Here is a 12,331-nt window from a genome sequence, read left to right as displayed (position 1 = left end):
GGACGTTAGAATGGCGATTACCGATATCAAGCAACTGAGCGGTCCCGACAAGGCAGCCATCATGATGCTGGCCCTTGGGGAAGAGCACGGCGCCCAGATCTGGAGCCGTCTGGATGAGGAAGAGGTCAAGGAAATCTCTCAGGCCATGTCCAACCTTGGCACCGTATCATCCGAGGTGATGGAAAACCTGTTTGTGGAATTTGCCGGCAGCATTTCCTCCACCGGCAACCTCATCGGCAGCTATGAAGCCACCGAACGCCTTCTGATGAAAGCCCTGCCCGCCGACAAGGTGGAAGGCATCATGGAGGAAATCCGGGGCCCGGCCGGTCGGACCATGTGGGACAAGTTGGCCAATGTGAACGAGTCGGTTCTGGCCAACTATCTGAAAAACGAATATCCGCAGACCGTTGCTGTGGTCATGAGCAAGATCAAGCCGGACCATGCCGCGAAAGTCTTGGGCACCCTGCCGGAAGACTTCTCGCTTGAGGTGGTGAACCGGATGCTGCAAATGGAATCCGTGCAGAAAGAGGTTCTCGACAAGATCGAGGATACGCTCCGCAGTGAGTTCATGAGCAACCTTGCCAAGACCAACAAGCGCGACAGCCACGAAATGATGGCCGAGATTTTCAACAATTTCGACCGCAACACCGAAGGCCGCTTCATCGCTGCCCTTGAAGAACGCAACCGCGACAGCGCCGAGCGGATCAAGGCCCTCATGTTCACCTTCGAGGACCTGATGAAACTGGACCCGGCCGGTGTCCAGACCCTGCTTCGCAATGTGGACAAGGACCGTCTGGGGATTTGCCTGAAGGGTGCGTCCGACGGGGTCCGCGACCTGTTCTTTTCCAACATGTCCGAACGGGCCGCCAAAATCCTGCGCGAAGATATGGAAGCCATGGGCCCTGTCCGCCTGAAGGATGTGGATGAAGCCCAGATGGAAATCGTCAATATCGCCAAAGACCTTGCCGACAAGGGCGAGATCATGCTTGCCGACAGCGGCGGCGATGACGAGTTGGTTTACTAGGGGTCGGGATCAGTATGAGTAGCAATTCCAGATTCCTGTTCGACACAGAATTCGGCACCCCCCAGCCCCCCAAGAAGGAAGAGGTCACGGAGGTTGTCCCGGAAGGACCACCGCTGGAATATACCGCCGGAGACCTTGATCAGGCACGGGCTGAAGGCCGGGAGGCCGGCATGGCCGAAGGCCGGGCCGAAGCCCTTCAGGGGATCGAGGCGACCATGGCCCAGACCCTTGAAATGATGAACGCACAACTTCAGGCCACATCCGGGGACCATGCCAGTCGGCTTGAGAATATCCGCTGCGAGGCGGCCAGTCTGGCCGTTGCCATCGCAAACCGGCTTGCCCCGGCCATGATGGAACGGGCACCGGGAACCGAGGTTCTGGGCATGATCGAGGAATGCCTTGCCGACCTGCATGACGAGCCCCGCTTTGTGGTTCGTGCCAGTGAAATGGTGTGCGACGCCCTGAAGGACAGGATCGACAAACTGGCGCAGGCAGCCGGCTTTATGGGGAAGATCATTCTTCTTCCTGATGAAACAAAAACCGGCAGTGACTGCCGGATCGAATGGGCAGATGGCGGCGTCGAGAGAAACCTTGCCGAAACGCAGCAGAAAATTGCCGAAATTGTAGACCGCTTTGTCCGCTCCGGCGGCCAAGAAACCAGTTCTCACCCGTGACGCTGGCATTGAAGGAGAGTAAACGTGGCTGAAAATGATGATCTCGAACTGAACGAGCTTCAGGACTCCGCCGATGAGGCACAGATGCAGGACGCTGGCGCGTTCGAAGACGAGGACAACGGCTCCGAAACCGGGGACGATAATTCAGACATTTCCCGGACTGCCGCCGATCTGGAGGCCGTCTTCGATATCCCCGTACACGTCTCGGCGGTTCTGGGCAAATCCCGCATGCAGGTCAGCCAGTTGCTGAAACTGGGACGCGGCGCGGTTGTCGAACTGGACCGTAAAGTGGGGGAAGCCATTGACATCTATGTCAACAACCGGCTTGTCGCACGCGGCGAAGTCGTGGTTGTGGAAGATCGCCTTGGTGTGACCATGACGGAAATCATCAAGTCAGACCGTCGGTAACAGAAAAGAACAATACGAATGAATATCGATTTTGCTACAGTTTTCGGCTTGTTCGGCAGTTTCGCCGTTGTCACCGCTGCGGTTCTCGTTGGCGGCTCCATGACAGCCTTCTACAACCTGCCTGCCGTGCTGATCGTTCTTGGGGGAACCTTTCTGGTCACCACCATGAGCTTTTCGTGGCGCGAGATGCTACACGCTCAGAAGCTGGTTCTCGGGACCCTCGTAAAGCCGGAAGAGCAGGCGAAATCTGCCGCGTTCGACATGCTGGAACTGGCCGAACGGTGCCGCGGAAAAGGCATCCTGCAACTGCAGGAACATCTGGGACGCATTGAGGCGCACAGCTTTCAGCACAAGGCCCTGCAACTGGTGGTGGACGGTCTGCCCGCCGAAGAGGTCAACCGGATCCTGCATAACGATCTTGGTGGCATGATCACACGGCACAATTCCTCTGCCGGTATCCTGCACCGTGCCGCCGAGGTAGCCCCTGCCATGGGATTGATCGGCACCCTTGTCGGCCTGATCCAGATGCTGAGCAACCTGAGTGATCCGTCCGCGATCGGCCCGGCAATGGCCGTGGCCCTGCTGACAACCTTTTACGGTGCGGTTCTGGCAAACATGTTCTTCAGCCCGCTTGCGTCCAAGCTGGAACGCAACTCGACCCGCGAAGTGCTGATGAACCGTGTGTTCATTGCCGGTGCCACATCCATCGGTCGTCAGGAAAATCCGCGCCGCCTGGAAATGATTTTAAACACCCTGTTGCCGCCCGCAGAGCGCGTGCAATTCTATAAATAGACGTGTGAGGAGAGTGAACAGATGCGATTGCTAATTGTTGGATCTTTGGACGGCCAGATTGGTGCCGCCAGCCAGATCGCAATGTCGCGAGGCGCAAAGGTCAGCCAGGTCAATGACATTGAAATGGCCCTATCCTCGCTGCGGTCCGGGAAAGGGGCTGACATGGCCATGATCGACGTCAACCTGCCCATCAGCAGTTTTGTGGAAAGTCTGGCTAATGAACGGATCAACCTGCCGATCATTGCCTGTGGTGTGAACACGGATGCAACCGCTGCTGCCAACGCCATCCGGGCTGGCGCCAAGGAATTCCTGCCCCTGCCGCCGGACCCTGAACTGATTGCTGCGGTTCTGGAAGCGGTCGCTCAGGAAAATACAAATCTTGTCTTCAAGGACCCGGCCATGCAGGCTGCTGTCAGCCTTGCGGAACAGATCGCCCCGTCAACGGCCTCTGTGCTGATCAACGGGGAAACCGGTACCGGTAAGGAGGTCATGGCCTCCTTCCTGCACGCGAAAAGTTCCCGTTCAGACAAACCGTTTGTGTGCGTGAACTGCGCTGCAATCCCGGAAAACCTGCTGGAATCAGAACTGTTCGGCCATGAAAAGGGCGCCTTTACCGGGGCCGTTGCGCGCCGGATCGGAAAGTTCGAGGAAGCCAATGGCGGTACATTGCTGCTGGACGAAATCAGTGAAATGGACATCCAGTTGCAGGCAAAACTGCTGCGCGCCATTCAGGAGCGGGTCATTGACCGGGTTGGCGGCACCAAGCCGGTGCCTGTGGACATTCGCATTCTGGCCACGTCCAACCGGGATCTTGCCGAAGCGGTTCGCGAAAAGACCTTCCGGGAAGACCTTCTGTTCCGCCTGAACGTTGTCACCCTGAAAATCCCGCCGCTGCGGGAACGTCCGGCGGATATTGAGGCGCTGGCCGACTATTTCAACAAGAAATATTCGGATATGAACGGGATCGCCCTGAAACCGATCAGCGAAGCTGCCCTGAACAAGCTGAAAATCAACCCGTGGCAAGGCAACGTGCGGGAACTGGAAAACACCATGCACCGGGCGGTATTGCTGGCGCAGGGCACGGAAATCGGGCCTGAGGCAATCCTGATGCCGGATGGGACCTCCATTCCCGAGGCAAGCCCGGCACAAGCGGCCCCCGCTGCTGCGGCAATGCCCGGCACCGGCCTGCCTGCAGGCACCCCTGCCGATACCGTTGACGCGTCCATCCCGCTGGTTGGGCGGACCGTCGCCGATGTGGAAAAGGACCTGATCCTCAACACGCTGGAACATTGCCTTGGTAACCGGACCCATGCCGCCAATATTCTGGGCATTTCCATCCGGACCCTGCGCAACAAGCTGAAACTGTATTCCGATGATGGGGTTGCCATTCCAACCCCCGGAAGCAACCAGCGCGCTTCCATTTGATGACCCCGTAACGGTTTCGGAAAGCACGTACTCATATGAGCGATAGCCAGCAAGACCAGAGCCCCGGCGGCGGCCTGTCCTTCAAGAAACTTTCATCCATTCTGGCGCAAGGCGATATCGGCCTTGCGCTCGGGGTTGTCTGTATCCTTGTTGTCCTGATCCTGCCCATGCCAAGCTGGCTTCTGGATTTCAGTCTGGCCATCTCGATCACCTTCTCGGTCATTATCCTGATGACCTGCCTGTTCATCTCCAAACCGCTGGATTTCAGCTCTTTCCCGACGGTTCTTCTGATTGCAACCATGTTGCGATTGTCCCTGAACCTGGCGTCAACCCGCTTGATCCTGTCGGAAGGACATACGGGCCCCAGCGCCGCGGGCAACGTGATTGAGGCCTTTGGCAGTTTCGTCATGGGCGGCAACTTCGTGATCGGGATCATCGTCTTTGCCATTCTGGTGATCGTGAACTTTGTGGTCATCACCAAGGGTTCCGGCCGGATCGCCGAAGTGGCGGCCCGCTTCTCGCTGGATGCCATGCCGGGCAAGCAAATGGCCATTGATGCGGACCTGTCCGCCGGTATGATTGATGAGGCCACCGCCCGCCAGCGCCGCAAGGAACTGGAGGATGAAAGCAGCTTTTTCGGGGCCATGGACGGTGCGTCCAAATTTGTGCGCGGCGATGCCATCGCCGGCCTTCTGATCACCTTCATCAACATCATTGGCGGCATCATTGTCGGTGTGGCGCAAAAAGGCATTACCTTCAGTCAGGCCGCAGAAAGCTATACCCTTCTGACCGTGGGCGATGGCCTTGTCAGCCAGATTCCGGCCCTGATCGTTTCCGTTGCCGCCGGTATGCTGGTTTCTCGCGGGGGTGTGATTGGCACCGCCGACAAGGCCCTGATCGGCCAGCTTGGCGGCTATCCCCGGGCATTGGGCGTCAGTTCCTTCCTGCTGGGTGCGTTGTCCCTGCTGCCGGGTATTCCCATGCTGCCCTTCCTTCTGCTGGCAGGGGGAACCGGATATGCGGCCTATGTGATGTCCAAGCAGAAGGTCGAAAAGGCGCAAATAGAACGGGAAAAACAGGTCGAGGAACAGAAGGAAGCCATTCCGGCGGAAGAGCCGATCTCCACCGCCCTTGCCATCGACGACCTGCGGTTGGAACTGGGATATGGGTTGCTGACCCTGATCAACGACACACAGGGCTATCGCCTGACCGACCAGATCAAGGCACTGCGCCGCCAGATTGCCGGGGATATGGGCTTTGTAATGCCCAGTGTTCGTATTCTGGACAACATGCAGCTTCCGGCTAACAACTATCTGGTCCGGGTCAAGGAACTGGAAGCCGGGGAAGGCAATGTCCGCCCCAACCATTTGCTGATCATGGACCCGCAAGGCCTGCCCATCGACCTGCCCGGTGAGCAGACAACCGAACCCACATTCGGCCTGCCAGCGGTCTGGGTGGATGAAGGCCAGCGGGAAGAAGCGTCGTTCCGCGGATATACCGTGGTCGATCCGGCCACCGTGATCACCACCCACCTGACCGAGGTTCTGAAAGACCATATGGCGGACCTTCTGTCCTATGCCGAGACACAGAAACTGCTGGATGAATTGCCGCAGGCTCACCAGAAACTGGTTGCCGACATGATCCCGACCATGATCTCGGTCAGTGGGGTCCAACGTATCCTTCAGAACCTGCTGACAGAGCGGGTCTCCATCCGGGATCTGGCCACCATTCTGGAAGGCATTTCCGAAGCCACCGGATATACCCAGAATATCAACATGATCACGGAACATGTCCGGGCCCGACTGGCCCGCCAGATTTCCGCGGTCAACACGGCGCCGGATGGCTTCATCCCCCTTGTCACCCTGTCCCCGCAATGGGAACAGAACTTTGCCGATGCCATCATCGGACAGGGCGAGGAACGCCAGCTTTCCATGGCACCGAGCCTGCTTCAGGAATTCATCGCCAACATCCGGGATCGCTTTGACACGCTGGCGCAGCAGGGACATAATCCGGTCCTGCTGACCAGCCCCGCGATCCGCCCCTATGTCCGTTCAATCATTGAAAGGTTCAGGCCCACAACGGTTGTCATGTCCCAAAATGAAATCCACCCCAAAGCCCGTCTCAAGACACTGGCCCAGGTGTAAGGTGAATAGATGCGTATAAAATCCTTCACCGCCCGATCCGTCTCGGAAGCCATGAACATGGTCCGCCTTGAACTTGGCGACGATGCCATTATCCTGTCCACGCAGAACCTGCCCTCCGGCGAAGCCCAAATCACGGCGGCCCTCGAACAGAAAGAGGAAGCCCCCCGCGTCACCCTGACCGAGGATGACTGGGCCCGGGATTGGGCCAATGAATGGGACAGCGACTGGAAAGAGCCATCGGCCCGCGTCGCCCCCAAACCGACGGCACAGGTGTCACAGGCGGCAGCGCCCCGCATCCTCCGCAAGGAAAGCCGCCCCAATTTCGGCAACGCTGCCGGGACGGCGTCCCCCGTCACCGGGAAAATGAACGGACAGGCCAACGGGTCCCAACCCAAACCCGCAAAGCCCGCACCGACCAAGACCGCCCCGCAAGAGGAAATCCGCGTTACGCCGAAAATGGACCTGCTGGTTCAGGCCATGGCCTATCACGGCATTCCCACCTTGCTGGCAGAGCGTATCTGCCGGACGGCCCTGTCCGTGGATACGGATGATCCCACCATGGCGCTGGCCGCGTCCCTTGATAAGCATTTCAATTATTCCCCCAGCTTTTCACGGCGCAACACGCCGCTGATGCTGGTCGGCCCGCCCGGTGTCGGCAAAACCATGACCATCGCCAAGATGGCAGCCTCGGCCAGAATGTCGGACCGCAAGGTTCATGTGATCTCGACCGACACCAGCAAGGCCGGCGCCATCGCCCAGTTGAAATCCTTTACGGATATTCTGGGCCTGAAATTGTGGATTGCGGAAAACCCGGACAATCTGGCCGATATCATTTCCCGGTCCGAAATGAAGGATGGGTCCCATATCCTGATAGATACAGGCGGGATCAATTCCTACGACCAGAATGAAATCAAGGATCTGGCCCGCTATATCCTTGCGGCCCGTGCAGAAATTATCGCCGTGCTTGCCGCCGGAACAGACAGCGCGGAAATGAGCGACACCGCGGAAAAATTTGCCACCATCGGGGCCCGCAGGCTGCTGGTCACCCGGTTGGACACAACCCGGCGCTATGGCGGCATTTTCACGGCGGCCGACAATGCGAACCTCAGCTTTTCCTATGCCAGCGTATCCTCCTCTGTGGCAACGGGACTGCATACCATCAACCCGGTGAACCTTGCCCGGCTCATCCTGCGCGACCCCACGCTTTCCGACATCGGCAATGAATTTGACAAGGCAAAAAGATGACAGAGACAGAAAGCCCCTTACGGAATCGGCCCGCTAGCCACCCTGCATCAGCGCCTGCCGGTAAAAATGTAATCACCATTGCCTCAGGAAAAGGAGGCGTCGGGAAAACCGTTCTCGCCACCAGCCTCAGTCACGCGCTGGCAAATGCCGGCAAGAAGGTCTTGCTGTTCGATGGTGACGTCGGCCTTGCCAATGTGGATATTCAACTGGGCCTGATGCCGGACATGGATCTTGCCTCGGTTATTTCCGGGGAAAAGAAACTGGCGGATGTGGCCTTCCGCTACGAGGCGGGTGGTTTCGACATCATTGCCGGACGCTCCGGCTCCGGGTCCCTCGGCAATCTCGGCGGGGAGCAACTCCGCCAGATCCATCAGGACCTTGTCAAGCTGGGTCGCGTTTATGACTATGTCATCCTCGACCTTGGGGCGGGCATTGACGGCGTGGTGCAAACCCTGTCTGCCGCGGCCGGTCCCAAACTTGTGGTCACCAATGGGGAGCCGACCTCGCTGACGGACGCCTACGCCTTTATCAAGGTCACCAGCCAGCGGCAGCCGAATGCGGATACACGAATTCTCGTGAATATGGTAAAGTCCCGCAAGGATGGCCAGAAAGTGTATGAAACGCTGCTGACGGCATGCCGGAATTTCCTCAAACTGGAACCGGCTCTGGCGGGCATTGTTCATCTGGACGAGCGTGTCGGTGGGGCGATCCGGTCCCAGACCGGCCTTCTCAACCGGTACCCTGCCAGCACCGCCGCCGCAGATATCGAAGATGTGGCCGCCCAGTTAATTCGGGGACCCGCATGACAGCGGTAAGACAGAATGAGTGGGATACGTTCAACATCGGGAGGACCTCCGTCAACTCCGGTTGATACTGTAAAGACGGCCCAGTCCGGCCAGCAGCAACAGGTTTCGCCCGTCAGCCCGGCCTCACCTACGGGGGGGCAGACGGGTTCGGCTGTCCCGCAAGCCAGTACCGTATCTTCCCTGTCCCAAGGCGGCTCTCTTGCTGCCATTGTCACCGCCAAGGCAACCGGCGGCGATACCATCCTGCATACGGAAATCGGAAATTTCCGAATGTCATCCCACAGCAGCATTCCCGTGGGAAGCCATGTGGTTCTTGAAGTGGATGCCACCGAAGATATCATTCTGGCCCGTATTGTCGCCCTGAACGGTGAAAAGCTGGCCTCACCGCCAACCGTCCGGCTTCTGCCCACACTTCCGTCCCATCCGCAGCAGGGGGACCCTTATGGCCTGCACGGGAAACCCGCCCTGTCCCAACCCTTGCCAGACATGCAATCTCTGGCAACCGCCCTCACCAAGCGGGAGGGGGCAACACCCCCCGCCCCGTCCAGCCCGTTGCCGCCTTTTCCCTCGGCCCCCTCACCGGGAAATACGGCTTCCGCGGCCCCATTCCCGCTGACCGGTCCCAAGATCACCACACCGCCCCAAATCGGAGACATGAACGGATTGGTGGGCCGCGCCCCGTCGCAATCGCAAGGGGCGGCCGCCTATGCCCATACGACACCGCCTTCGAGCCGCCCGCCCCTGCCCACCGGCGGCATTCCCCCCGGTATGACCGGTGCCGCCAGCCTGACCACGCCTGACGGGGCGCCCCTGAATCCGCCCCTGCTGGTGCGGGCAACCATTCGCCAACCTGCCCTGAACAGCCCCTTGCAAACGGCCAGCGGCCCGTTCAACCTGTCTCAGGGGGCGGCACTGTCCGTTATTGTCTCGGCCCAAAATTCGGCACCCTCCACCCACCCGAATGCCCCGGTCTTTTCCGGCACCGTGATCGGCACGTCGGGGGCCTCCGGTGCGGTTGCAGGGGCGACCGGCAAAGTTCAGATTTTTGTCCAGACCAACGGGCTTGGCACCCTCAGCTTTACCGCCCCGTCTTCAGTCCCTGTCGGCAGTACGGTATTCCTTGCAGTGCCAGAGGCAGACTTCCCGTTCCCCTTGTCGCGGAACCCGGATATTTCCAGCATCTTCAAAACCCCGCACCTGCCCATCCTGACCGAGTGGGAAAACCTGCGAAACAGCCTGAACGAGTTAGCTTCTCACAACCCCGCGCTGGCAAAAGATATTCTCAACACCCGGATTCCCTCGGCCAATACCAACCTGAGCAGCAGCCTGCTGTTCTTCATTTCCGCCCTGAACGGCGGGAATATGGAAAAATGGCTGGGGCAGGATGCGCGGCAAGCCCTTGAGACCGCAGGCCGGCGCGATCTCCTTCAGGCCCTGAGTGACGACTTTACCTCTCTTTCAAGGCTGGCGGCCGATCCCGGAGGACAGGACTGGAAGCTGCTTCCCTTCCCCTTCTATGATGGTGAAGCCCTGCAACAACTGCGGATGTTCTATCGCCATCGCAGCGGAAGCGGCAAAGACAAGGAAGAAGCCGCCACCCGGTTCGTTATCGAACTGGACCTGTCCCGAACCGGCCCCATCCAGTTGGACGGCCTGTTCAAGAAGGCCCGTTTCGACCTCGCCGTCCGATCGCAAGCCCCCGTGGACGATGCCGTTCAAAAGAAAATACAGGGCATTTTCACGGAAAATCTGGAAATCACCGGTATTGCGGGCACCCTGACCTTCCGACAAACGGTTCCCTTCCCCGTTCACCCGCTGGAAGAATGGGAAGACACCCAGCATAAAAAGATCGATGTCTAGAGGGTCAACCCGCCACTAACGGTTTTTGCGCCGGTGCAGTTCGATGGACAGCTCATCCATTTCTTCCTGCATCATCTTGTCCCGGCTCTGTTTTAACTGGGTCAGGCGTGTTTCCTCGGTGATTTCATACCGCTTCAATTCCTGGAAAAGTTCTGCCAGTTCCTCGCGGGCCGTGACCAGTTGCCGTTCACTTTCCGCAATACTGGAGAGCAGATTTTCCCGCCGTGTCCGGGCCGCCGTCGCATAGGCGCCAAAGGATGCCCCCAATATGGGGTCTTGCACGGCGATTTCCTGCTCCCGAAGTCGTTCCTCATCCAGACGGGTGATCTCGGCACGAAACCCCTCCAGAAGACCCTCCATGTCGCTCACGACCCGGCGCTTTTCATCCAGCTTCCACTGCTGCACCCGGATAAGGTTTTTCAAGGATTTCATCGGCCTGTCTCCGCGCCCCTAGCCATCAACCGGCTTCGGGTCCCGTTTCCATCTGCGGTTCCGTGTTCAGAATACGGGCCAGTTCCGCATAACATTCCTCAAGGGAGGTACTTTCATTCTTTCGCTGGGTCATGAACTGCTCCAGCATGGGCGAATAGAAAATCGCGGCATCCACCTGCGGGTCCGTTCCAACCCGATAGGCCCCTAGCCGGATCATTTCCGCCATATCCTCATAGGTGGACAGAAGCTGTTTGGCGACCGAGATGATCTGGTTCTCTTCCTCGGTATTGCAGCCGGGCATGGTTCGGGAAACCGATTTCAGCACATTGATCGCCGGATAGCGGCCCCGTTCGGCAATGCGCCGTTCCATGACGATATGACCATCCAGAATACCGCGCACCGCATCCGCCACAGGCTCGTTATGGTCATCCCCTTCCACCAGCACCGTAAACAGTCCGGTGATGCTGCCCCGCCCGGTTCCCGGCCCGGCCCGCTCCAGCAATTTTGGTAATTCACTGAACACGGTCGGGGTATATCCCTTGCTGGCGGGAGGCTCCCCGCCGGACAGCCCCACATCCCGCTGGGCCATGGCGAAGCGGGTAACGCTGTCCATCAGGCAAAGGACATCCTTTTCTTCATCCCGGAAATATTCCGATAGCGCAAGGGTCAGATAGGCGGCCTGGCGCCGCATCAGGGCCGGCTCGTCCGAGGTGGCCACCACCACGATACTGCGGGCCAGCCCTTCAGGCCCCAGATCGTCTTCCAGAAATTCCTGAACCTCGCGGCCCCGTTCCCCGATCAGGCCGATGACGTTGACATCAGCCTCGGTATTGCGGGCCAGCATGGATAAAAGAACCGACTTGCCGACACCGGAGCCGGCAAAAATCCCCATCCGCTGGCCCCGGCAACAGGTCACGAAACTGTTCAGGGTCCGCACGCCAAGGTCGATTTTCTGACCAACCCGCTGCCGCGAGTGGGCGGGCGGTGCCATATTCTTGAGCGGTACAGGTGTGCTTCCCTTACGAAGCGGCGGTCCGCCGTCGATGGGCTCTCCCATGGCGTTGACCACACGGCCCAGCCAGCTTGGATCGGGATAGATAACCGGGTCCTGTTCAGCGACCAGCGCCTTGCAGCCCATTCCCACCCCCTCAAGAGAGCCGAACGGCATCAGCAGGGCCCGGTCATTGCTGAACCCGACCACCTCGCAGGTAACATTCTTCCCGCCTCTTGCCAGAAGTTCGACCCGACTGCCAATACTGAGATGACGCTGAATGCCGCCGACCTCGACCAACAGGCCCTGAATGGTGACAACACGCCCGTAATATTGATGCGGAGTGACCCTGTTTATCTCGGAAATGACACTTAGCACCCGATGCTCCGTTCAACCAAAATACCGTAGTTCCTGCATTTTAACCAATCTGCCACACATCCTTTAAAGTTTGGTAAAGGCTGTGAAAAGGACTTGTTTTTAAATTAGTTAATTTTTTAGGTTGGGCATTTACGATATGTTAAGCTAAAATA

General features: G+C 58.6%; 11 protein-coding genes. 9 read left to right on the top strand and 2 right to left on the bottom strand.

Annotated elements, in window-relative coordinates; genetic code table 11:
- Nucleotides 1-10 precede the first annotated feature (10 nt).
- The 9 genes from fliG to FQB27_RS05360 are packed head-to-tail and all read left to right on the top strand — an operon-like array spanning nt 11 to nt 10,378.
- A complete protein-coding gene (fliG, locus tag FQB27_RS05400; protein ID WP_169559812.1) occupies nt 11-1,024 on the top strand; it encodes a flagellar motor switch protein FliG in 1,014 nt (337 codons plus the stop codon).
- A 14-nt stretch (nt 1,025-1,038) separates the two neighbouring features.
- Nucleotides 1,039-1,698, top strand: coding sequence for a FliH/SctL family protein (locus FQB27_RS05395; RefSeq protein ID WP_169559811.1), 660 nt, complete (start codon nt 1,039-1,041; stop codon nt 1,696-1,698).
- A gap of 24 nt (nt 1,699-1,722) precedes the next feature.
- Nucleotides 1,723-2,106, top strand: a complete 384-nt coding sequence (gene fliN, locus FQB27_RS05390; RefSeq protein ID WP_206374336.1) for a flagellar motor switch protein FliN — start codon at nt 1,723-1,725, stop codon at nt 2,104-2,106.
- Nucleotides 2,107-2,124: 18 nt separating this feature from the next.
- Nucleotides 2,125-2,898: a motility protein A gene (locus tag FQB27_RS05385; RefSeq protein WP_169559810.1), complete on the top strand. Its 774-nt coding sequence runs from the start codon at nt 2,125-2,127 to the stop codon at nt 2,896-2,898.
- 21 nt (nt 2,899-2,919) lie between these two features.
- Nucleotides 2,920-4,323, top strand: a complete 1,404-nt coding sequence (gene flbD / locus FQB27_RS05380; RefSeq protein WP_169559809.1) for a sigma-54-dependent transcriptional regulator FlbD — start codon at nt 2,920-2,922, stop codon at nt 4,321-4,323.
- Between the two features lie 35 nt (nt 4,324-4,358).
- Entirely contained in the window at nt 4,359-6,467 is a 2,109-nt protein-coding gene (gene flhA / locus FQB27_RS05375) for a flagellar biosynthesis protein FlhA (protein ID WP_169559808.1), read from the top strand.
- A 9-nt stretch (nt 6,468-6,476) separates the two neighbouring features.
- Nucleotides 6,477-7,712 carry a flagellar biosynthesis protein FlhF gene (locus FQB27_RS05370; protein WP_169559807.1) on the top strand — a complete coding sequence of 412 codons (1,236 nt, stop codon included), beginning with the start codon at nt 6,477-6,479 and terminating at the stop codon, nt 7,710-7,712.
- Nucleotides 7,709-8,518 (top strand): MinD/ParA family protein, encoded by an 810-nt coding sequence (locus FQB27_RS05365; RefSeq protein WP_169559806.1) that lies wholly within the window; start codon nt 7,709-7,711, stop codon nt 8,516-8,518. The genes FQB27_RS05370 and FQB27_RS05365 overlap by 4 nt, the downstream gene beginning before the upstream one ends.
- A gap of 15 nt (nt 8,519-8,533) precedes the next feature.
- Entirely contained in the window at nt 8,534-10,378 is a 1,845-nt protein-coding gene (locus FQB27_RS05360) for a hypothetical protein (RefSeq protein ID WP_169559805.1), read from the top strand.
- A 15-nt stretch (nt 10,379-10,393) separates the two neighbouring features.
- Here the strand turns inward: FQB27_RS05360 and FQB27_RS05355 are convergent, their stop codons facing one another.
- Both FQB27_RS05355 and fliI read right to left on the bottom strand, forming a co-directional pair.
- Complete coding sequence (locus FQB27_RS05355) at nt 10,394-10,810, bottom strand: hypothetical protein (protein ID WP_169559804.1); 417 nt, start codon at nt 10,808-10,810, stop codon at nt 10,394-10,396.
- 25 nt (nt 10,811-10,835) lie between these two features.
- The gene (gene fliI / locus FQB27_RS05350) at nt 10,836-12,179 is read right to left on the bottom strand and encodes a flagellar protein export ATPase FliI (protein ID WP_169559803.1); all 1,344 of its coding nucleotides are present in this window, start codon (nt 12,177-12,179) and stop codon (nt 10,836-10,838) included.
- Nucleotides 12,180-12,331: the final 152 nt, after the last annotated feature.

It is taken from the genome of Sneathiella chinensis (assembly GCF_012720115.1).
Lineage (GTDB): Bacteria > Pseudomonadota > Alphaproteobacteria > Sneathiellales > Sneathiellaceae > Sneathiella > Sneathiella chinensis.
This window is presented reverse-complemented; position numbering and strand designations above follow the sequence as displayed.